This window comes from Streptomyces violascens, assembly GCF_014649955.1.
Classification (GTDB): Bacteria; Actinomycetota; Actinomycetes; order Streptomycetales; family Streptomycetaceae; genus Streptomyces; species Streptomyces violascens.
In genome coordinates, this window is record NZ_BMUA01000005.1 from 183,223 (window position 1) to 204,290 (window position 21,068).

At 71.2% G+C, this 21,068-nt stretch carries 19 protein-coding genes and 1 pseudogene; 12 read left to right on the top strand and 8 right to left on the bottom strand.

Features of this window, described 5'->3' with window-relative positions; translation table 11 throughout:
• Positions 1-227 precede the first annotated feature (227 nt).
• The 3 genes from IE206_RS14210 (at position 228) to IE206_RS14220 (ending at position 5,396) form a co-directional block, all read left to right on the top strand.
• Positions 228-2,435: an RICIN domain-containing protein gene (locus IE206_RS14210; RefSeq protein WP_189962489.1), complete on the top strand. Its 2,208-nt coding sequence runs from the start codon at positions 228-230 to the stop codon at positions 2,433-2,435.
• Between the two features lie 128 nt (positions 2,436-2,563).
• Complete coding sequence (locus IE206_RS14215; RefSeq protein WP_189962490.1) at positions 2,564-4,009, top strand: glyceraldehyde-3-phosphate dehydrogenase; 1,446 nt, start codon at positions 2,564-2,566, stop codon at positions 4,007-4,009.
• Between the two features lie 151 nt (positions 4,010-4,160).
• A complete protein-coding gene (locus IE206_RS14220) occupies positions 4,161-5,396 on the top strand; it encodes a PP2C family protein-serine/threonine phosphatase (RefSeq protein WP_226599485.1) in 1,236 nt (411 codons plus the stop codon).
• Positions 5,397-5,484: 88 nt separating this feature from the next.
• Here IE206_RS14220 and IE206_RS14225 read toward each other — a convergent pair whose 3' ends face one another.
• The 3 genes from IE206_RS14225 to IE206_RS14235 form a co-directional block, all read right to left on the bottom strand.
• Complete coding sequence (locus tag IE206_RS14225; RefSeq protein WP_189962492.1) at positions 5,485-5,640, bottom strand: DUF6131 family protein; 156 nt, start codon at positions 5,638-5,640, stop codon at positions 5,485-5,487.
• A gap of 113 nt (positions 5,641-5,753) precedes the next feature.
• Positions 5,754-6,146 (bottom strand): hypothetical protein, encoded by a 393-nt coding sequence (locus IE206_RS14230; RefSeq protein WP_189962493.1) that lies wholly within the window; start codon positions 6,144-6,146, stop codon positions 5,754-5,756.
• Between the two features lie 71 nt (positions 6,147-6,217).
• On the bottom strand, positions 6,218-6,589 hold the full coding sequence (locus tag IE206_RS14235) for a VOC family protein (protein WP_189962494.1): 372 nt from the start codon (positions 6,587-6,589) through the stop codon (positions 6,218-6,220).
• Between the two features lie 151 nt (positions 6,590-6,740).
• Here IE206_RS14235 and IE206_RS14240 point away from each other — a divergent pair, with 151 nt between their 5' ends.
• Positions 6,741-6,956 (top strand): hypothetical protein, encoded by a 216-nt coding sequence (locus IE206_RS14240; protein ID WP_189962495.1) that lies wholly within the window; start codon positions 6,741-6,743, stop codon positions 6,954-6,956.
• 102 nt (positions 6,957-7,058) lie between these two features.
• Positions 7,059-7,733, top strand: a complete 675-nt coding sequence (locus IE206_RS14245; protein ID WP_189962496.1) for an HAD family hydrolase — start codon at positions 7,059-7,061, stop codon at positions 7,731-7,733.
• Between the two features lie 141 nt (positions 7,734-7,874).
• Here the strand turns inward: IE206_RS14245 and IE206_RS14250 are convergent.
• A pseudogene (locus tag IE206_RS14250) lies at positions 7,875-8,002 on the bottom strand (LLM class F420-dependent oxidoreductase); the annotation flags it as partial.
• Positions 8,003-8,269: 267 nt separating this feature from the next.
• Between IE206_RS14250 and IE206_RS14255 the strand changes: the two are divergent.
• From IE206_RS14255 to IE206_RS14270, 4 genes are all read left to right on the top strand, one after another.
• Positions 8,270-11,407: an FAD-binding and (Fe-S)-binding domain-containing protein gene (locus tag IE206_RS14255; protein ID WP_189962497.1), complete on the top strand. Its 3,138-nt coding sequence runs from the start codon at positions 8,270-8,272 to the stop codon at positions 11,405-11,407.
• A 55-nt stretch (positions 11,408-11,462) separates the two neighbouring features.
• Complete coding sequence (locus tag IE206_RS14260) at positions 11,463-13,280, top strand: thiamine pyrophosphate-requiring protein (RefSeq protein WP_189962498.1); 1,818 nt, start codon at positions 11,463-11,465, stop codon at positions 13,278-13,280.
• An 83-nt stretch (positions 13,281-13,363) separates the two neighbouring features.
• Positions 13,364-14,440, top strand: a complete 1,077-nt coding sequence (locus IE206_RS14265; protein WP_226599484.1) for an enolase C-terminal domain-like protein — start codon at positions 13,364-13,366, stop codon at positions 14,438-14,440.
• Between the two features lie 52 nt (positions 14,441-14,492).
• On the top strand, positions 14,493-15,503 hold the full coding sequence (locus IE206_RS14270) for an SDR family oxidoreductase (protein WP_189962499.1): 1,011 nt from the start codon (positions 14,493-14,495) through the stop codon (positions 15,501-15,503).
• Between the two features lie 164 nt (positions 15,504-15,667).
• Here IE206_RS14270 and IE206_RS14275 read toward each other — a convergent pair whose 3' ends face one another.
• A complete protein-coding gene (locus IE206_RS14275) occupies positions 15,668-16,204 on the bottom strand; it encodes an ATP-binding protein (protein WP_226599483.1) in 537 nt (178 codons plus the stop codon).
• Between the two features lie 285 nt (positions 16,205-16,489).
• Here IE206_RS14275 and IE206_RS14280 point away from each other — a divergent pair, with 285 nt between their 5' ends.
• Both IE206_RS14280 and IE206_RS14285 read left to right on the top strand, forming a co-directional pair.
• Positions 16,490-17,293: a VOC family protein gene (locus IE206_RS14280; RefSeq protein ID WP_226599482.1), complete on the top strand. Its 804-nt coding sequence runs from the start codon at positions 16,490-16,492 to the stop codon at positions 17,291-17,293.
• 89 nt (positions 17,294-17,382) lie between these two features.
• Positions 17,383-18,255, top strand: a complete 873-nt coding sequence (locus tag IE206_RS14285) for a class II glutamine amidotransferase (RefSeq protein ID WP_189962501.1) — start codon at positions 17,383-17,385, stop codon at positions 18,253-18,255.
• 27 nt (positions 18,256-18,282) lie between these two features.
• On the opposite strand, the gene IE206_RS14290 is transcribed toward IE206_RS14285, so the two are convergent.
• Positions 18,283-18,513, bottom strand: a complete 231-nt coding sequence (locus tag IE206_RS14290; protein WP_189962502.1) for a DUF6479 family protein — start codon at positions 18,511-18,513, stop codon at positions 18,283-18,285.
• A gap of 171 nt (positions 18,514-18,684) precedes the next feature.
• On the opposite strand from IE206_RS14290, the gene IE206_RS14295 reads away from it, so the two are divergent.
• Entirely contained in the window at positions 18,685-18,867 is a 183-nt protein-coding gene (locus IE206_RS14295) for a DUF6381 family protein (protein ID WP_189962503.1), read from the top strand.
• Positions 18,868-18,960: 93 nt separating this feature from the next.
• Here the strand turns inward: IE206_RS14295 and IE206_RS14300 are convergent, their stop codons facing one another.
• Together IE206_RS14300 and IE206_RS14305 are read right to left on the bottom strand one after the other, a co-directional pair.
• Positions 18,961-20,709: a complex I subunit 5 family protein gene (locus IE206_RS14300; RefSeq protein ID WP_189962504.1), complete on the bottom strand. Its 1,749-nt coding sequence runs from the start codon at positions 20,707-20,709 to the stop codon at positions 18,961-18,963.
• Positions 20,706-21,053, bottom strand: coding sequence for a sodium:proton antiporter (locus tag IE206_RS14305; RefSeq protein ID WP_189962505.1), 348 nt, complete (start codon positions 21,051-21,053; stop codon positions 20,706-20,708). The genes IE206_RS14300 and IE206_RS14305 overlap by 4 nt, the downstream gene beginning before the upstream one ends.
• Positions 21,054-21,068: the final 15 nt, after the last annotated feature.

The following is a 21,068-nucleotide window of genomic DNA, read 5'->3' on the forward strand; positions in this document are numbered from 1 at the left end:
CGGGAGGGTATGTATTCGGCATATTCAGGAGTGCGGCCGCCGCCTCCGTGGTAGGGCCGGCCTCGGGACGCGGCGGCCGGCGGCCGTCGCCGTGGCCGACAAAAGTCCAAGTCCGGCCGACGGATGTCCGTGGACGGTGTGCCGCGTGGTGCACAGACTGCCCACCACGCGGTCGGCCCCGCCGCCGGCGAGCACCGTTCACCGCTCCCACACCAGAAGGAGTGCCCGTGTCCACCCCCACCTTCAGAGCAGCCGCGGCCGCCGTCGGCGCCGCGGTTCTGGCGCTGGCCGCCTCGGTGGTGCCGCCCGCGGCGGCCGCGTCCCCGGACGCCACGTACACGATCGGCGTCGGATCCCCCGTGCCGTACACGCACCCGACGGACACCCCCGCCTCGGCCTATGTCGACAAGGACGGCACGTTCTACTTCCAGCAGTCCGCCGCCCTGTACGGCGCGAAGGACCCCCGGTACTGGGACTTCTTCACGGGCACCGACATGGACAGCGCCTCGCGGTCGAGCGCCATCAGCGACGCGGTGAACCCGGCCAACGCCAACGACAAGAACAACGACACCACGTACCGCTGCAACAGCAGCCCGACCGGCCTGGAGGCGACGTACGCGGTCGGCAACGCGGGCTATGCGCAGAAGAACTACTGCGACCTGTCGGGGATGTGGGTCGACCCGGACACCGGCGACTGGTACGGGCTGGTGCACAACGAGTTCACCCCCGCGCCGTTCAACGACGGCATCCACTTCGACGCGATCGACTACGCGGTGTCGAAGGACCAGGGCCGGACCTGGACCATCAAGGACCACGCGATCACCTCGCCGTACAGCACCAAGCGCGGCGACACCACGCAGTTCCCGCACGAGACGTACTCCTACGGCGACGGCGACCAGCGCCTTTTCGCCGACACCGCGTCGGGCTACTTCTACGTCTACTACGGCTCGCGGATCGTCGCGAAGGGCGGCAACTGGGAGGACAGCCTCGCGCATGTCGCCCGGGCGCCGATCTCCTCGAAGATGGCCAAGGGCTCCTGGCAGAAGTGGTACGACGGCCACTGGTCGCAGCCGGGCGTGGGCGGCCTGGAGAGCAACATGGTGCCGGCCGACGGTGCCGGCTCCACCGGGTACACGCCGGTCGCCGGTGACTACGACCCCGCCAATGCGGGCACCGTGAGCCAGCAGATCGCGGCGGGCCAACTCCCCACGAAGTCACCGCTGTTCGTCATGAACATCACCTACAACGCCTACCTGGGCCTGTACATCGGCGAGCCCGAGGCGGTGAACGGGACGGCGCCGCAGCGTTTCTACGCCACCGACGACCTCGCGAGCCAGAAGTGGCACCTGATCGGCGACACCGGCGGCTACACCAACAACTCCTGGTACCGGTGGTTCCTCGACGGCGCGAACCGCACCAACTCCACCATCGTGGGCAAGACCTTCAGGTCGTACTGCTCCATCGACTGCCACGGCGGAGCCGACGGCGAGTACGTCGACGTCACGATCGGTTCATCGGCGCCCGCCGCGCCCCCGGTCGACGTCACGAAGTCGTACCGGATCGGCAGCGGAGACGGCCGGGTCCTGGCTCAAGTCCCGGGCAGCCCGTCGACGACCTCGGGCGCGTCGGCCACCGGATCCGCGTTGGAGTCCTGGGTGTTCACGGCCGACGGCGACGGCTCCTACCGCATCGCCAACGCCTCCACCGGACAGCTCCTCGGCGTCCCCTCCACCTCCAAGGCCGGACGGGCCTGGGGCGCCAGGCCGACCGTCGCCACCGCCGGGTCGGGCGGCCCCACCGTCGGACAGCAGTGGTTCATCGTCCCCGTCACCTCCACCGGGTCGTATCGCCTGGTCAACCGGTACAGCGGCCTCGTACTCGGCCTGTCCGCGCAGGCCGGCCGGCTCGCCGAGACCACCCCCACTCGCACCTGGACCGACACCACGGGCAGCGCGGTAGGCGGCGCCCGCAGCGCGGCCCAGCAGACCCTGACCCTCACCCCCACCGGCTCCGCGACCGGCGGATCCCTGGACGGCACCCACACCCTGGTGGCCTCGGGCAAGTCGCTCGACGACCCGGGCCACTCGACGACCCAGGGCACCCAGCTCATCACCTGGAGCCCCAACGGAGGGGCCAACCAGAACTGGGTCTTCACCCGTCAGTCCGACGGCAGCTACCAGATCGCCAACGGCGAGTCGAAGCTGTGCGCCGATGTCAGCGACAGCTCCCGCGCGGCCGGGGCGAAGGTCATCCAGTGGGCCTGCACCGGCGGCGCCAACCAGCACTGGACGGTCACCGCCCTGGCCGGTGGCGGGTACACGATCAAGTCCACATCCAGCGGACTGCTGCTCACCACGGCCTCCACGAGTGAGGGGGCACTGGTCACCCAGCAGCCCGACACCGGCTCCGCGCTCCAGCGCTGGGCCATCGGCTGAGCGGGCGGCCCGGTCGTCGCCGCAGGGGAGTGACGACCGGGCCGCCGGACCAAGAGGGGCACCACTTGAACGATCAAAATCAGCGGGGGGTTAGCATATGAGCGCCGCCTAGCTCGAAAGATGAACCTGTGACTGTCAATGACGACTCGTTCACCAACTGGAAGAACCGCGAGGAGATCGCGGAGTCGATGATCCCCATCATCGGGAAGCTGCACCGCGAGCGGGACGTGACGGTCCTGCTGCACAGCCGCTCCCTGGTGAACAAGTCGGTGGTCAGCCTTCTGAAGACCCACCGATTTGCCCGCCAGATAGCCGGCGAGGAGCTCTCGGTCACCGAGACGCTGCCCTTCCTGCAGGCTCTGACCACCCTCGATCTCGGCCCCTCCCAGATCGACATCGGCATGCTCGCCGCGACGTACAAGGCGGACGACCGCGGCCTTTCGGTCGAGGCCTTCACCGCTCAGGCCGTCGCCGGCGCCATCGGCGAGAACAAGATCGAGTGCCGCGAGGGCCGCGACGTCGTCCTGTACGGCTTCGGCCGCATCGGCCGCCTCGTCGCCCGCCTCCTCATCGAGAAGGCCGGCTCGGGCAACGGCCTGCGCCTGCGGGCCATCGTCGTCCGTGGCGGCGGCGAGGCGGACCTGGTCAAGCGCGCCTCGCTGCTGCGCCGCGACTCGATCCACGGCCAGTTCCAGGGCACCATCACGGTGGACGAGGCGACGAGCACGATCATCGCCAACGGCAACACCATCAAGGTGATCTACGCCAACGACCCGTCCGAGATCGATTACACGGCGTACGGCATCAAGGACGCCATCCTCATCGACAACACCGGCAAGTGGCGTGACCGCGAGGGCCTTTCGCAGCACCTTCGCCCCGGTATCGACAAGGTCGTCCTGACGGCCCCGGGCAAGGGCGACGTCCCCAACATCGTCCACGGCGTCAACCACGACACCATCAAGCCGGACGAGCAGATCCTGTCCTGCGCCTCCTGCACCACCAACGCGATCGTCCCGCCGCTGAAGGCGATGGCTGACGAGTACGGCGTGCTGCGCGGCCACGTGGAGACCGTCCACTCGTTCACCAACGACCAGAACCTCCTGGACAACTACCACAAGGCCGACCGCCGCGGCCGTTCCGCGCCGCTGAACATGGTCATCACCGAGACCGGTGCGGCCTCGGCCGTCGCCAAGGCGCTGCCCGACCTCAAGGCGCCGATCACCGGCAGCTCGATCCGCGTGCCCGTCCCGGACGTCTCGATCGCCATCCTGAGCCTGCGCCTGGGCCGCGAGACCACCCGCGACGAGGTCCTCGACTACCTCCGCGACGTGTCGCTGCACTCGCCGCTGAAGCGCCAGATCGACTTCACGACCGCTCCCGACGCCGTCTCCATGGACTTCGTCGGCTCGCGCCACTCCTCGATCGTCGACGCCGGCGCGACCAAGGTCGACGGCGACAACGCGATCCTCTACCTCTGGTACGACAACGAGTTCGGCTACTCGTGCCAGGTCATCCGCGTCGTCCAGCACGTCTCCGGGGTCGAGTACCCGACCTACCCGGTGCCCGTGCTCTGACCGAGCGGACCCGCCAACCCGGAGGGCAATCGGATGCGACGGCATCCGGTTGCCCTCCCGGCGTATCGGACCCTCCGGCGGGCCCGTTTCCGCGATGCCGCCTATCGTGAAGAGCACAAGATCGAAGAGGCGTCGCGCGGGCAGGTGCATCGTGAACGGGTCCGGCATCGACTACGAGGTGGTGTTCCGCGCCCTGCCCGGCCCGGTGGCCCTGCTGACCACGGACCTCGTGTACGCCGACGTCAACGACTCCTTCCTCAGCATGACGGGCCGCACCCGGGACCAGGTCGTCGGCCGCTACATCTTCGACGTCTTCCCCGACAACCCCGGCGACCCGGACGCCAGCGGCATGCGCAACCTGCTCGCCTCGCTGCGCCGGGTCGCGGAAACCGGCGAGCGCGACACCATGGCGCTTCAGCGCTACGACGTGGTGGATCCCTCCACTCCCGGCGTCTGGGAGGAGCGGTACTGGAGCCCGGTCAACACCCCCGTGTTCGACGAGGACGGCAAGGTGGCCCTGATCCTGCACCGGGTGGAGGAGGTCACCGAGCTCATGCGCGCCCGCGGCCGGGGCGGCGCGGCGGACGGGGACCGGGCCAGAGTGCTGGAGGCCGAGCTGTACACCCGGGCCCGGGAGCTCCAGGAGCTCAATGAACAGCTGCGCAGGGCCCACGCCCGGGAACACGAGGTCGCCCTGTCCCTGCAGGCCGCGATGCTGCCCGCGCCTGGGCCTATCGGAGAGCGCAGCGCGGCCGTGCGCTACCGGCCCGCCGTCGGCGCGCTCAACGTGTGCGGCGACTGGTACGACCTGGCCGAACTGCCCGGGGAACGGCTCGCGGTCGCCGTCGGTGACGTGGTCGGGCACGGGCTTGCCGCGGCCGGGGTCATGGGGCAGCTGCGCAGCGCCCTGAGTGCCGCCTCCCGCGTGGCCACCGGGCCCGCCCGGGCCCTCGACGTGCTCGGCCTGTACGCCCGCTCGGTCGAGGGCGCCGAGTCCACGACCGTGTTCCTCGCCGTCGTCGACTGGAGCGATCGCACCCTCACCTACAGCAGCGCGGGCCATCCGCCCGCGGCCCTGCTCCACCCGGACGGCACGGTGGAATTCCTCGACGGCGCCACCGACCCTCCACTGGGCGCCCGCCCCGAGCACGTGGCCCGCCCGCAGGCCGCCGCGGCCTTCACCGCCGGGGCGAGCCTCGTCCTGTACACCGACGGACTCGTCGAGCGCCGCCACGAGGACATCGACCGGGGCCTGCGCCGCCTCGCCGGGTCCCTCGCCCGTCACCACGGCGCCGGCCCGGAACCCCTCGCCGACGCGATCCTGGCCGACCTGATGCCGTCCGGCGGTGCCACCGACGACACGGCCCTGATCGTCATCGGCCTGTGAGGCCGGCATCGGACCGTGGGGCGAGCGGCTCTGCCCGAGACCGCGCAACGTGCCGATCCCGGGCTGATGGAGCGTCAGGCCGCGTTGTCTACCAGTAGTGCCGCCGTCCGCCGACCGCGTGGCCGACCGATCCCAGAATCCACAGGATGGCGCCGATGATGAGCAGGATGATGCCGATGGTCCACAGGATGGAGATGCCGGTCACGAAACCGACGACGAGGAGGATGACTCCGAGGACGAGCATGATGCCCTCCGATCTCACGGAAGAGTTCCAGCTCCTGCTATCCAGAGTAGATCGGGTACCCCGTTCTGCGCGGTACAGCGCCCTGAAGGGGCCCGGAGCGGTGACTGGGAGCGCTATCCGTTGGTCAACCGAAGCTGCACATCCACCTCCTGGTCGCCCGCCGCGCTGCCCCCCGTCTCCACCGCGAAGGCCTCCGCCAGCGTCCGGCGCAGCCGGTCCACGGCCACGGGGCCGCCCTGGAGATCGGCCGTGACAGGCCCGGCGAGCAGCACCCCGGCGACCTCGGCCGGCGTGTGGTCGACGACGAAGCTGCCGGCCCAGGCGGCCGGGCGCGGCCCCTCGCGGTGGCCGGGCACGGCGCCCGCACGGTCGGAGGCGAAGTGGGTGCCGAGCACCTCGAAGACCGCGTCCGCGTCGGCCGCGGAGCACTCGCCGAGCATGACCTGCACCCGGTCGGGGGAGTCGGCCCCGGCGCTCTGGGAGGCCGAGGAAGGTGAGTCGTTCACGCTGTTCTCCGTGGTTCTCGCTGGTGGGGGGCAGGTCCATTCGAAGGGCGGGACCGAAAGGGCGTGCGGGGTCAGTCCCGGCAGAGGCAGAAAGGGTGGCCCGCCGGATCCGCGTACACCCGGAAGTCGCGTTCGCCGCCGCGGTCGTCGAGGTCGAGCGGGGTGGCGCCGAGCGCGAGCACCTGCTCCTCGGCCGCGTCCATGTCCGGGACATGGAAGTCCAGGTGCAACTGCTGGGAGTTGCGGTCCCCGCGCGGCCACTCCGGCGGGGTGTGGCCGGGCGCCCGCTGGAAGGCGATGCGGTGGCCGCCGGGCGCGTAGAGGTCGTACCAGTCCGCGTCGTCGTTCTTCACCTCGCCACCCAGGACCGCGGCGTAGAACGCGGCAAGCGCCTCGGGGTCGGGGCAGTCCAGGGCCACGAGGCAATACGTTGCGATGGCCATTGCGGTCTCCTCGCGTCTCGTTCGCTCAGAGTTCACCCATTGCCGAACCTCTCCGGCCGAAACCTCCCCCTTCACCCGTCGCGCGGCAGGTTTCGGGTGCGGACCCGGGGCAACCCGGACCGGCAGGCACGTCTTCCTGCAAGGAGTCGTCGTGGTCTTCGTAGCCGTACTGCTGCCCAACGTGATGCTGGTCGCCGTTCTCGCCCTGGCCCGGTACGAGGAGTTCATGCTGGGCGGGGGCGAGCCGGCCGGGGAGCCTGGCGAGCGCCGCCTCGTCGCGGTGCCGGACCTGCCGCCGGACACGGCGGCCGAGGCCATGGAGCCGGCGTACGAGAGGCCCCTCGCCCGGCGCCGGCACGCCGCCTGACCCGTCGGCCCGGGGGTCCACGGGATGTTGTGGTCCGCGAATGGCGGCATGATCGGCAGTGGGCAGCAGGCCCGGGCAGGGCGGAACGAAAGGCGTGGGCACATGGCACGTGCGGCTCTCTTCGACGTCGACGGCACCCTCGTCGACACCAACCACCTGCACGTGGTGACCTGGTGGGAGGCGCTGCGCCAGGCCGGGCACGACGTGGCGATGCACGACATCCACCACGCCATCGGCCTCGGCTCGGACGACCTCGTCACGCACCTGCTCGGTGAGGACCGCGACCGGGACGAGGACGGCGAGCTCACCGCCGCGCACACCGCCCTGTACGGCACCTACTTCGAGCGGCTGCCCCCGCTGGAGGGAGCCGGGGACCTGCTGCACGAGCTGGCCGCCCGCGGCTGGCGCATCGTGCTGGCCACCTCCGCGGGCGGGCCGGAACTGAAGGCGCTGCGCCGTGCCATCGACGCCGACGACGTCATCGCGGGCGTCGCGAGCGCCGACGACGTGAGCGAGGGCAAACCGGCCCCCGATCCGGTTCAGCGGGCGCTGGAGCTGGCCGAGGCCGATCCCGCGCAGGCGGTGTTCGTGGGGGACACGGTCTGGGACATGAAGGCGGGTCGTGCGGCGGGCGTGCGCACGGTCGCGCTGCTCGCCGGAGGAATCGCCCGAGCGGACCTCGAAGAGGCCGGCGCGCTGGCCGTGTACGGCGACACCGCGGAACTGCTCTCCCAGCTGGACACCAGCATCTTCGCCCAGATGGAGCGCGGCGAATGAACCCCCACCTGCCCCCGCCTGAACCCCACACCGGCCCCACCTGCCCCCGTACCGGCATGCATTCCTGAGAGCCACGTCCGGCTCAGTCCTCGGCCGCTTCCTCCTGCGCCTCCTCGTCCGGTGTGAGGGCGTCTCCCGCCTCGCCGCCGCCTGGGCCACCACGGCCGGGTGCATCCGCATGACGGGGCACGTCACGGCCGTCTCCCCTGCTCCACCAGTTCGGCGGGGGTGTGTTCCTCGCCGGACAGGAAGTAGCCGTATTCCGGCATCGGGGACTCCCCGCGGGTGGCGTACGCGGTCCCTACCCGGGTGGCCGAGGAACGGGCGGGGAAACCGTCCCGGCACCGTGATTCGGCGGCGCGCACCGGCGCGCCCACCCGCCACTCCAGGCGCCCGCGCGAGCTCTGCACATGCGGGCGCCGGGCCGCGGCCGGCTGGCGGGGGCGGCCGACCTCGGGTAGCCGTAGAGGAGTGTGGGCGCCCCGCTCGGGGGTACCTGGCGCAGCGCGGAACGGGAGCGGTGACGAGGAGGAGCGATGGAACTGCCCGACAGCGCCGCTGCGCCCGGCCACGGGCGGGACATTCCGAAGGACGCATCGAAGGACGTGTCAAAGGCCGCATCAAAGGGAGAGAACGACCTGGACAGCGCTGCTCTTGAACGCGCCCTTCGCGCGCGGGTCGACGGCGAGGTGCGGTTCGACGCCGGGAGCCGCGGGGCGTACAGCACCGACGGTTCCAACTACCGGCAGGTGCCGATCGGCGTGGTCGTGCCCCGTTCGGTCGACGCGGCCGTCGAGGCGGTCGCGGTGTGCGCGGAGTTCGGCGCCCCGGTCCTCTCGCGCGGCGGCGGGACGAGCCTGGCGGGCCAGTGCACCAACACGGCCGTCGTCATCGACTGGACGAAATACTGCGGCGCTCTCGTCTCGGTCGACCGCGACCGGCGCACCTGCGTGGTCGAGCCCGGCCTCGTCCTGGACGAGCTGAACCGCCAACTCGCCGAGCACCGGCTCCAGTTCGGCCCGAAACCCTCGACGCACAGCCACTGCGCCCTCGGCGGCATGATCGGCAACAATTCCTGCGGCGCGTCCGCGCAGGCCTACGGCAAGACCGTCGACAACGTACGGCGCCTGGAGGTCCTGACGTACGACGGGACGCGGATGTGGGTCGGGGAAACCAGCGACGAGGAGTTCGCGGAGATCGTCGACGCGGGAGGCCGGCGCGGCGAGCTCTACCGGGGGCTGCGCGACATCATCGGCCGCAACCTCGCCGAGGTGAGGCACGGATTCCCGAAGCTTCCGCGCCGGGTGTCGGGTTACAACCTCGACTCGCTGCTTCCGGAGAACGGCTTCGACGTGGCGCGCGCCCTGGTCGGCAGCGAGGGCACGCTCGTGACGGTGCTGCACGCGGAGCTCGACCTCGTCCCCGTGCCGCCCTTCGAGGCCATGCTCGTCCTCGGCTATCCCGACATCTGCGCGGCCGCCGACGACGTGCCCCGGCTCCTGGAACACAGCGCACCGGCCCAGCTGGAGGCGCTTGACGACCGGATGGCGCAGCTCATGCGCGAGGAGCACGCCCATCTCGACTCCCTCGACCGCTTCCCGGAGGGCGAGAGCTGGCTGCTCGTGCAGTTCACCGGGGACAGCCAGGACGATGTCGACGGGCAGGCCCGCGCCCTGCTGCGGGCGCTCGGCCGGGACGAGAAGGACGCGTCGGTGGCCTTCTCCGACGACCCGGCGCGCGAACACGAGCTCCTCAAGGCGCGCGAGGCCGGACTCGGCGTGACCGCGCGCCCGCCCGACGAGCGTGAGACCTGGGAGGGCTGGGAGGACTCCGCCGTCCCGCCGGAGCGCCTGGGCGACTATCTGCGCTCACTCAAGGAGCTGTTCGACGAGTTCGGCTACGACCATCCCTCGCTGTACGGGCACTTCGGCCAGGGGTGTGTGCACACCCGCATCCCGTTCGGCCTGCGCACGGCCGAGGGGGTGGCTTCCTTCCGCCAATTCCTGTTCCGGGCAGCCGACTTGGTGGTTTCCCACGGCGGTTCGCTGTCGGGCGAGCACGGCGACGGACAGGCTCGCGGCGAGCTCCTTGTCCGCATGTTCGGCGAGCCGCTCGTGACGGCGTTCGGCGAGGTCAAGGCGCTGTTCGACCCGGACGACCGGATGAACCCGGGCAAGGTGGTCGCCCCGTACCGCAGTGACGAGAACCTGCGGCTCGGCCCGCACTGGCGGCCGCGGCAGCTCGCCACCCACTTCGGCTACCCGGACGACGAGGGCTCCTTCAACAAGGCGGTGCTGAGGTGTGTCGGCATCGGCAACTGCCGTACTCACACGGGCGGCGTGATGTGTCCGTCGTACCGCGTCACGAGGGAGGAGGAGCACTCCACGCGCGGCCGTGCGCGGCTCCTTTTCGAGATGCTGGACGGCCACGCCGACTCGCCCGTGACCGGCGGCTGGCGCTCCCCCGAGGTCAACGACGCCCTCGACCTGTGCCTGGCCTGCAAGGGCTGCAAGTCGGACTGCCCGACCGGCGTCGACATGGCCACCTACAAGGCCGAGTTCCTCGCCCACCACTATGCCCGCCGCCTCCGCCCGGCCGCGCACTACTCGATGGGCTGGCTGCCCCTGTGGGCCCGCCTGTCCAGGGTCGCCCCGAGGGCCGCCAATGCCGTCCTGCGCGCACCCTTCATCGCGCGCATGGGCAAGCGGGTGGCGGGAGTTGCCCCCGAGCGGGAGGCGCCGGCCTTCGCCGGTGAGTCGTTCGTGCGGTGGTGGGCCGCGCGCGGCATGCCCGAGCCCGACCCGGCCGACGCGCACACGGTCGTCCTGTGGCCCGACACGTTCTCCACGTACTTCCATCCCGGTGTCGCCAAGTCGGCGGTACGGGTCCTGGAGAGTGCCGGATTCCATGTCGCTGTGCCCACCCGAGCCGTGTGCTGCGGCCTGACCTGGATCTCCACGGGCCAACTCACCACCGCCCGGCGGGTGTTGACCCACACCCTGGATGTACTGAGGCCGTGGCTCGAAGCCGGCACGCCCATCGTGGGCCTCGAACCGTCCTGCACCGCCGTCTTCCGTTCCGACGCGCCCGAACTGATGCCGGACGACCAGGACGCCCAGCGCCTCGCGGAGCAGACCCGCACCTTCGCCGAGTTCTTGCTCCACCACGCACCAGCCGACTGGCGTCCGCCAACTCTCTCCCGTACAGCGGTGGTTCAGACACACTGCCACCAGCACGCGGTCCTCAAGGACGACGCCGACCGCGAACTGATGCGCCGCATGGGCCTGGACGCCGACGTCCTGGACGAGGGATGTTGCGGCTTGGCCGGCAACTTCGGCTTCGAGCAGGGCCATTACGAACTGTCCATGGAAATCGGCGAACTGGGCGTGCTGCCCGCCGTGCGAGGCGCCGCCCCCAGCACCCTCGTCCTCGCCGACGGATTCAGCTGCCGCACCCAGATCGAGCAGGGCGGCACCGGACGCCGCGCCATGCACCTGGCCGAAGCACTGGCGATGGGGCTCGACGGTCCGCTCCCCGCCGAGCATCCCGAAAAGCTCGCCGCCCGCCCCGAACCGTCGGCGCAGGACGCGCGGCTGGCCACCGGCGCCGCCTGCCTCGCCCTGGGAACCGGCGCGGCCGCCCTCTACGCCTGGACCCGCCGACGCCGCACCTGACACCCCGCCCCGCGAACCAGCAACCCGGCGAAACGAAAGAGCGAAAGGCTGTCCCGTGTCGATCAAAGTCTCCGACTACGTTCTCCAGCGGCTGCGCGAGTGGGAGGTCGAGCACGTCTTCGCCTATCCCGGTGACGGCATCAACGGCCTGCTCGCCGCCTGGGGGCGCGCCGAGAACAAGCCCGTGTTCATCCAGGCCCGGCACGAGGAGATGGCCGCCTTCGAAGCCGTCGGCTACGCCAAGTTCTCCGGCCGGGTCGGCGTGTGCGCGGCCACCTCGGGACCGGGCGCCATCCACCTCCTCAACGGCCTGTACGACGCGAAGCTGGACCACGTGCCGGTCGTCGCGATCGTCGGCCAGACCAACCGCAGCGCCATGGGCGGCTCCTACCAGCAGGAAGTCGACCTCCTGAGCCTCTTCAAGGACGTGGCTGGCGACTACTGCGAGATGGTCACGGTTCCCGAGCAACTGCCCAACGTCATCGACCGGGCGATGCGCATCGCCCGGGCCCAGCGCACGGTGACCGCGATCGTCATCCCCGCCGATGTGCAGGAGCTCGACTACTCGCCCCCGCAGCACGCCTTCAAGATGGTGCCGTCCAGCCTCGGCATGGCCGCCTATGCGCCGGTACCGGCCGACGACGACATCGCCAGGGCGGCCGAGGTGCTCAACGCGGGCGAGAAGGTCGCCATGCTCATCGGCCAGGGTGCCCGGAGCGCCCGGGCCGAGGTCGAGCAGATCGCCGACGTGCTGGGCGCGGGCGTCGCCAAGGCCCTGCTCGGCAAGGACGCCCTGCCCGACGACCTGCCGTACGTCACCGGAGCCATCGGCCTGCTCGGCACCCGGCCCAGCTACGAGCTGATGCAGGGCTGCGACACCCTGCTCGTCATCGGATCGAGCTTCCCCTACACCCAGTTCATGCCCGCCCTCGACCAGGCCCGCGCCGTCCAGATCGACATCGACCCGCACATGGTCGGCCTGCGCTACCCCTTCGAGGTCAACCTCGTCGGCGACGCGGGCGAGACCCTCAAGCGGCTCCTTCCGCAGCTGCGGCGCAAGCAGCACGGCAAGTGGCGCAAGAAGATCGAGAAGGACACCGCACGCTGGTGGGAGGTCATGGAGCGGCGCGCCGCGGTGGATGCCGAACCCATCAACCCCGAGTACGTGGTGCACGCCCTGGACGCACTGCTGCCCGACGACGTGATCCTGGCCGCCGACTCCGGCTCCGCCGCCAACTGGTACGCCCGCCATCTGCGGATGCGCGGCTCGATGCGGGGTTCGCTGTCGGGCACCCTCGCCACCATGGGGCCCGGCGTCCCGTATGTGATCGGCGCCAAGTTCGCCCACCCCGACCGCCCGGCCATCGCCATCGTGGGCGACGGAGCCATGCAGATGAACGGGCTCGCCGAGCTGATCACCGCGGGCAAGTACTGGCAGGACTGGAGCAACCCGCAGCTCATCGTCGCCGTGCTCAACAACCAGGACCTCAACCAGGTGACCTGGGAGATGCGCGCCATGTCCGGCGCCCCCCAGTTCCTGCCCTCCCAGTCGCTGCCCGACGTTCCCTACGCCGACTTCGCCCGCTCGATCGGCCTCGACGGTGTGCGGGTCGAGAAGCCGGGCGATGTCGAAGGGGCGTGGCGACAGGCCCTTGCGGCCGACCGGCCGTTCGTCATCGACTTCCGCACGGATCCCGCCGTGCCGCCGATCCCGCCGCACGCCTCGCTCGACCAGATCGAGGCCGCGGCCGCCTCGGTCCTCAAGGGCGACAGCGACCGCACCGGCATGATCCGGCAGGGCCTCAAGGCCAAGGTGCAGGAAATGCTCCCGGGCACACGCCACCGCCACCCGGACGGCGGGCACGGCGAGTGATGAAGCCTGCGGGTGATGGCGCCAACTTCCTTTTGCACAGAGGGAGTTCGAGTGATGGAGAACCCTCGGTCGAGGGTGTCGAGGTGGCCGCCTACACGCTGGCCACCGACGCCCCGGAGGCCGACGGAACCCTGGAGTGGGACGAGACCACCCTCGTGGTGGTCCACGCCCGATCCGGCACCACCACCGGACTCGGCTACACCTACGGAGCCCTCGAGACGGCGGCCTACATCCGCGGGCACCTGGCGCCCGTGGCCACGGGCCGCTCCGTGTGGGATGTACCGGGTGCGAACGAGGCGATGGCCCGGGCCGTGCGCAACGACGGGCGCCCGGGCCTGGTCGCCGGCGCGATCTCCGCCGTCGACGTCGCCCTGTGGGACCTCAAGGCCCGAGTGCTCGGCCTTCCGTTGACCCGCCTGCTCGGACAGGCCCGCTCCCAGGTGCCGGTGTACGGGAGCGGCGGCTTCACCACGTACGACGAACGGCAGCAGGACCGGCAACTGCGCCACTGGGTCGAGGAGCAGGGCATCCCCCGGGTAAAGATCAAGATCGGCGAGTCGTGGGGGAGTGCCGAGCGGCGTGACCGGGAGCGGATCGCCCGGGCCCGCGCCTCCATCGGCGACACCACGGAGCTCTACGTCGATGCCAACGGCGGATACACCGTCAAACAAGCTGTAAGGGCGGCGAGTTGGCTGGGCGACCACGGCGTCACCTGGTTCGAGGAGCCGGTCTCCTCCGACGACCTCGAAGGTCTCGCCAGGATCAGATCGGCCATCGACGTGGACGTGGCCGCGGGTGAATACGGCTATACCCTGGCCTACTTCGGGCAGATGCTGCGGGCCGGCGCGGTGGACTGCCTCCAGGCGGACGCGACCCGCTGCGGCGGGCTCACCGTGTGGTTGCGCGCCGCCGCCCTCGCCGAAGCGTTCGGGCTGCACATCTCGGGACACTGCGCCCCCCATGTGCACGCGGCCGCCGCGGCCTCCGTGCCCAACCTGCGCCACCTGGAATGGTTCCACGACCACGTACGGCTCGAATCGCGGTGGTTCGACGGCACGTTGGACCCCAAGGGCGGCCACATCACCCCGGGCGCCGACGGTGCCCCGGGCCACGGGCTGACCCTCAGGGCCGCCGATGCCGAACCCCATCGCACCGGCTGACCGGCCCGGTCACCCGCCCTCGCGTACCGAGTCGCGTACTGAAAGGAAGGCCATGCCCGAGACCGTCGTCATCACCGGAGCCAGCGCCGGCATCGGCCGTGCCATCGCCCGTCTCTTCGCCCGGCGCGGCGCCAACATCGCCCTGTTGGCCCGCGGCGAAGCCGGACTGCGCACGGCCGCCCGGGAGGTCGAGGAGCTCGGCGGGCACGCCCTGGCGATCCCCGTCGACGTCGCCGACCACGACCAGGTCGACAAGGCCGCCGACACCGCCGAAGCGGCCTTCGGGCCCATCGACATCTGGGTCAACGTGGCCTTCACCTCGGTGTTCGCGCCCTTCACCGAGATCACCCCGGACGAGTTCCGCCGCGTCACGGACGTGACCTACCTCGGCTTCGTGCACGGCACGCGCAGCGCCCTTGCCCGTATGGTGCCGCGCGACCGCGGCACCATCGTGCAGGTCGGCTCCGCTCTCGGGGAGCGCTCCATTCCGCTCCAGTCCGCGTACTGCGGGGCCAAGCACGCCATGAACGGGTTCACCTCGTCGGTGCGTACCGAGCTCCTCCACAACAAGAGCCACGTACGCATCACCGTGGTCCAGATGCCGGCCGTCAACACGCCCCAGTTCTCCTGGGTACGTTCGCGGCTGAAGGGCCATCCGCAGCCCGTGCCGCCGATCTACCAGCCCGAAGTCGCCGCGCGGGCCGTCCTGTTCGCGGCCGACCATCCCCGGCGCAAGCAGTACTACCTCGGCGCCTCCACGGTCGCCACCATCTGGGCCAACCGGCTTGTCCCGGCCGTCCTCGACCGCTACCTCGCCCGCACCGGGTACGCGTCGCAGCAGCGCGAGGAGCTGGCGCCGGAGTCCACCCGGGGCAATCTGTGGCGCCCCCTCGACCAGAAGCCGGGAGCCGATTACGGCGCGCACGGCATCTTCGACGAGGAGGCCCGCTCCCACTCGCTCCAGGCCGCGACGGCCCACCACCCCGTGCTCACCACGGGCACCGGTCTGGGTGCGCTGGCGGTGGCGGCCCTGGCCGTGCGCCGGTACCGCAAGAAGGCATGAACCCCACACCGCGATCGGCGCGGTGCACTGAGACCTTCGCATGTGCGGGTGCGAGGTTTCCTCTTCGCGCCCCGTGGTAGTCCGCTAGTGCGTTCCTTGCGTACGAAGGGATGAAGGCGCCGGACGGGTTGGGACCATCAGCCGCCGGCGCCGCCGGCCCCGCCTCATGTCTCGCTGAGGCACCACGCGTCGTCCTGCTCATCCCGCGTGCAGGGCTGGATGTCGAAGGGCGGCAGGGCGGGTGCGGACGCCGCCGTGCTGAGGGTGGGCTCCGGCGGCAGTGGGCGCAGCGGCCGCAGAGCCTGCGGCTGGGCCTTGAGAGTGAACCAGACCACCTTGCCGCCGGGGGTGGTGTGGGTGCCCCAGCTGTCGCTGAGGTGGGCGATCAGGGCGAGGCCGCGGCCGCGTTCGGCGAAGGGCCGCGGTCCGCGCAGGCGCGGCAGGCGGGGGTCGGTGTCGGCGACGGAGGCGGTGAGCCGACCGCGGGCCCAGCGCAGTTCCAGGACGCAGTCGTGGTCGCCCCGGGCGTGGCGGTGAACGTTGGTGAGCAGTTCGCACACGCCGAGACTCACGGGCTGGATGATGTTCTCCAGGCGCCAGTGGCGCAAGTGGGCGGCGACGATGCGGCGGACCTGGGGAATGCGGTCCGGTGTCGCGTCAAGCCTCAGACTGTACTTCCGGGGATTGTCGATGGTGACCACTGCGGCTCCCTTGTCGGCGGAAGCGGCTCGCCGGCCACTCCCGCGTCCGCAGCCACGCGAGGCCTACCAGAAGTAGCCGAATGGGCACAGCGCGGATTCCTCCAGCATGACCCGTACGGCCGCATTCGCAACACGAAGCGGCGCGAAGTGTGCAAGGGGCCCGGGACGACCGGTGCGGGGCCGGTCGGCGGGCACCGACCGGGCGGCGGCGGGATAGTGGAAGCAGCCATGGCCGGTGTGCCGGGCCCACGGCCGGTGAGGGGGACTCCTGGAAGCGAGGGTTTCGTGACGCCCCGATCAACAGACTCCACGTTCCAACTCGGCTCCGGCACCCCGGTGTTCGGGGCACCGTGCTGGGTGAGCCTGATGGCCCGCGACCTGAGTGCCGCGACGGATTTCTACGGCGCGGTGATGGGCTGGACGTTCGTGCCCGCCGGGTTGGGGGAGGAATTCCGGATCGCGCTGGCGGACGGGGTTCCGGTCGCGGGTATCAGCGCGCTGGCCCAGGCTTTTCAGGTCGCCGTCGCGTGGACGCCGTACTTCGCGGTGGAGGACGCCGATGTGACCGCGGCGCGCATCCGCGAGCGGGGCGCCACGGTCGCGGTCGGGCCGGTCGCCCTGCAGACCGGGCGCGGGGCGCTGGCGGCCGACCGGGACGGGGCCGTCTTCGGGATCTGGCAGGGCCCGCTCGTCTCGAACTGGGAATCCTGGCGTGACGCCGCGCCCGCCTGGACCCGGCTGCACACGCGCAACGCCTTCGACGCGGCGATCTTCTACGGCGAGGTCCTCGACTGGGCCTGCGACCGGCCCGGCTGCTGCGACGTCCAGTACGAGCACGACGAGGTGGTCCTGCGCCATGCCGGGCACATCGTCGCGCGCCTGACGTCCGGTGCCGTCGAAGCCGCTCCCGACCCGAGCCTGCGCCCCCACTGGCACACCCACTTCACCGTCAAGGACCCCCACGGCCACGCCGACAAAGCCCGCGCCCACGGCGCCACCGTCCTGGCCGACGGCATGTCCCCCACCGGCACCTGGGTACGGATCAAGGATCCGGACGGAGCCACCTTCACCCTGAGCGGCACCACATAGGCCCGCTCCCGCGTTGCGTTCACCCGTGGTGCGGGGGGACCATGCCCGGGCGGGGGCCGGGTCCGGTGCCGAGCGTGGAGGTGGCGTCGATGTGCCGTCTGTTCGGACTCAGCAGTGCCCCGCGTCGCAGCCGGGCCACCTTCTGGCTGCTCGACGCCCCCGACAGCCTGATGGCGCAGAGTCACCGTGACCCGGACGGGACGGGCCTGGGATACTTCGACCCCGATGGCACACCCCAGGTCCGCAAGGCCCCGGACGCCGCGTACGAGGACCGGGACTTCGCGCGGGAGGCCAGGCAGATCTGCTCCGCCACCTTCCTCGCCCACATCCGGCTCGCCTCGACCGGCAGCCTCACCGCTCCCAACACCCACCCGTTCCAGCAGGACGGGCGGCTGTTCGCGCACAACGGCGTCGTCGAAGACCTGGCGACCCTGGAGGCCCGGCTGGGCCCTGACCTGTCCCTGGTCGCCGGGGACACGGACTCCGAGCGGATCTTCGCGCTGATCACCCGCGAGATCCGTGCCGCGCAGGGCGACATCGGCACCGGCATCGAGCACGCCACCCGGTGGGTCGCGGCCCAACTCCCCGTCTACTCCCTCAACTTCATCCTGACCACCCCGGACGAAGTCTGGGCCCTGCGTTATCCGGCCACGCACGAGCTGTACGTACTGGAGCGCGAGGCGGGCGGCCCGCACGGCACCCGGCACCTGGACCACAGCGGCACCGCCGGCCGGATGCGCGTCCATTCCGGGGACCTCGCCGACACCCCGGCGATCGTCGTCGCCAGCGAGCGCATGGACGAGCATCCCGAGTGGCGCCTGATGGAGCCGGGAGAACTGCTCCACATCACCCCGGACGGCAGCGCGGAGCGCCGGCTCGTCCTGCCGGATCCGCCGGCCAACCCGCTCGGGCTCGACGACCTCTCCGCCCGCGCGGCCCACTCGCAGCAAGCGGGTGGGTGAGGGAAACTCGGCGACCCAGGGGCTTTGCTACCTGCGGCCATCCGGGTCCGAGGCGTCCGGCGCCTGTGTGGCGTCGGGGGTCTGCCAGGAATCCGCTCGTGGCTGGTGTTCCTGCGGAGGCATCCGTTTGCGGGAGGTGCGCCGGCTCCCGAACCAGAACATCCCGATCAGCACGGCGACGACGATGATGCCCACGCCCGTGAACAGCCAGGACGTCGAGTTCGCGGCGAGCGTCTGCGAAGCGGCGAAAGTGGTCATGAAGGACGCGTACCCGCGCCGCGGCCGAGATGACACGGAGTCCCGGACGACTTCGCCCGCCTGGGGCTCGGTACCACACGCGGTGACTGTGCGTGACCGTTCGGGATGCGCGGGGCTCGGCGCGCTGTTTGTCTGGAGGCATCTGCACCCCCCCGAGCAGCAGGAGTGATCATGAGCGTTGCAGACGAGTTCGGTGCCCGTGCCCAGCAGATGCGCCAGAAGGCGGAACAACTGGAGCAGGCCGCGGAGCGCGCGTCCGACCCGGCGGAGCGCGAGCGGCTGAAGGAGAAGGCCCGCCGTCTCCAGGAGCAGAGCAAGATGCCGGGCGACAGCGGCGGCATCGACCCCATGTGAGCCGAGCCCGGTAGCGCCGCAGCGGCCCCTCGTTCGCCACGAGGGGCCGCCGTGCGCTCAACGTGGTTTCCTGATGAGGGAGTTGGTCTCCGTTCACCCGGCCGCGATGCCCGGCAGTGCGAGGCCGCCGAGCAGGGCCGTGCCCACCAGGAGCCAGGCGACGTAGTCGCCGATGTGGCCCGAGTGGAGCCTGCGCAGCGGTTTTGTCCAGGCGTACGGTTCCTGGCTCGCCGAGCCGCGAACGGCCGCCCCCGCCAGGCATGCGGCCAGGACGGCCGAGGCGAGGCCGAGGAGTACGCCGGTCGGTGTCCAGTGCGGCGCGTGGGCCGCATCGGCGTCGAAGGTCCGGCCCACTGCCGAGGCCAGGCCCGGCGTCAGACCCTCGGTCAGCGCCCCGGCGAGCAGCACGGCCGGAACCGCGATCATCGTGACCGGCACCCGGCCGAGCCTGCCCTCGGTCTCGGGCTCCTCGCCGCTGCCGCTCGTCTCGTACCCGGGATCGCCCAGCGGCTCCGGCCCGAGCCCGAAGAACACACGCGCGGCGACCCGGAGCACGGCGCCCGCGGTGACCGCCGACACGGCCACGAACAGCACGGTGAAACCGCCGCCCGCCGCCTCCTCCGTGAGCGACTTCCCGAGCCCCGTGCCGAACGGCGCAAGCCCCGCCAGCGCCAGCGCACCCACCACGAACAGCGCGGCCACCACCGGCAACTCCCGTGCCCTGCCGTGCAGTTCGTGCTCGTCCACGCTGCCGTACCGGTCCAGCAGGATCCCCGTACAGGCGAACAGGGCCGCCTTCACACCCGCGTGGCCCAGGACGTAGATCGCCACGCCGCCGGTCGCGTCCGGCTTCAGCAGGCCGATGCCGATCAGGAAGAGCCCGGTGTGCGCGACGGTCGAGTACGCGAGGAGGCGCTTGATGTGGCGCTGCTGCCAGCACATCAGCGCGCCCACCAGGGCCGTCAGGACGCCGAGCACCACCAGGGCGCGCTCGGCGTCCGGGGCCGGCACGCCACCCGGCCCTGCGAACACCGTGTGGTAGACGCGCCACGTCCCGTACAGGCCGAGCTCGACCATCACCCCGGAAAGGAGCATGCACACCGGCGTCGGCGCGACCGCGTGGGCGTCCGGCAGCCAGAAGTGGAACGGCAGGGCCGCGGCCTTGACCAGGAGGCCGGTCAGGACGAGGGCGAAGGCGGCGAGGGTCAGTGCGTCGGGTCCGCCGTGCGCGTCGAGGTGCTGCCCGATCTGCCGCATCCCGAGCTCGCCGGTCCGCGCGTACAGCAGCACGATCCCCGTCAACGTGGCATACGCGCCCAGGGAGTTGACCACCCCGAAGGTGAGCGCGCCCTGGACGGCCTTCGCCTCCTCGACGCGGTAGCCGGTCAGGGCGTACGCCACGACGCTCATCAGCTCGAAGAAGACGAAGGCGTTGAAGAGGTCGCCGGTGAGCGCGAATCCGCACATGCCCGCCTGGAAGAGCAGCACGAGGGCAGGGAAGGAGCCCGCGTGCCGGTGCGGGGGCTCGTCGAAGTAGTGCCAGGAGTAGACGAGGACGGCGACGACCAGGACGGAGACCAGCGCCGCGAGACCGGTGCCGGGCCCGTCGCCGACCAGGACGATGCCCACACCTTCGCCGTGCCGGGGACGCCAGCCGCCGACCCATTCGACGGCGCCCGGCGAGGAGTTGAGCAGCAGGACGATGGCGAGCCCGGCGGTGGCCGCCGCCACCGCGCACCCGACCGACTCGGCCACGACGCGGGGGAGTCGTCGCCCGGCGGCCACGAGGGCGGCGGCGCCGAGCATCGGCACGGCCACGACCAGGGGCAGCAGCTGGTTCATCCGCGCAGCTCGGAGAGTTCGTCGGGATTCACCGTGCCGTGACGTTTGGCGACCTGCATCACCAGAGCGAGCAGAAGGGCGGTGACGGTGGCGCCGACCACGACATCGGTGAGGGCAAGGGCCTGGACGACCGGGTCCACGAGCGGTCGCGACCCCGGTGTCACATCGGAGAAGACCGGCGCCGTGCCGCCGTCGCGGTACCCCACCGCGAGCAGCAGCACATAGGTGGATGACTGACACACCGTCAGGCAGCCCACCGCGTGCACCAGATGGCGGCTGGTGGCGAGGCCGTAGCAGCCCACCAGGAAGATCCATCCGGCGACGAGGTACGGCACTGTGTTCATCACTGTCGGCTCACA

Bases quoted from the DNA above. Each gene is read 5' to 3' on its own strand.
- IE206_RS14295 (WP_189962503.1), top strand. From the start codon at position 18,685: ATGAGCGTTGCAGACGAGTTCGGTGCCCGTGCCCAGCAGATGCGCCAG.
- IE206_RS14300 (WP_189962504.1), bottom strand. From the start codon at position 20,709: ATGAACCAGCTGCTGCCCCTGGTCGTGGCCGTGCCGATGCTCGGCGCC.
- IE206_RS14270 (WP_189962499.1), top strand. From the start codon at position 14,493: ATGCCCGAGACCGTCGTCATCACCGGAGCCAGCGCCGGCATCGGCCGT.
- IE206_RS14225 (WP_189962492.1), bottom strand. From the start codon at position 5,640: ATGCTCGTCCTCGGAGTCATCCTCCTCGTCGTCGGTTTCGTGACCGGC.
- IE206_RS14305 (WP_189962505.1), bottom strand. From the start codon at position 21,053: ATGAACACAGTGCCGTACCTCGTCGCCGGATGGATCTTCCTGGTGGGC.
- IE206_RS14235 (WP_189962494.1), bottom strand. From the start codon at position 6,589: ATGGCCATCGCAACGTATTGCCTCGTGGCCCTGGACTGCCCCGACCCC.
- IE206_RS14290 (WP_189962502.1), bottom strand. From the start codon at position 18,513: ATGACCACTTTCGCCGCTTCGCAGACGCTCGCCGCGAACTCGACGTCC.
- IE206_RS14245 (WP_189962496.1), top strand. From the start codon at position 7,059: ATGGCACGTGCGGCTCTCTTCGACGTCGACGGCACCCTCGTCGACACC.
- IE206_RS14285 (WP_189962501.1), top strand. From the start codon at position 17,383: ATGTGCCGTCTGTTCGGACTCAGCAGTGCCCCGCGTCGCAGCCGGGCC.
- IE206_RS14255 (WP_189962497.1), top strand. From the start codon at position 8,270: ATGGAACTGCCCGACAGCGCCGCTGCGCCCGGCCACGGGCGGGACATT.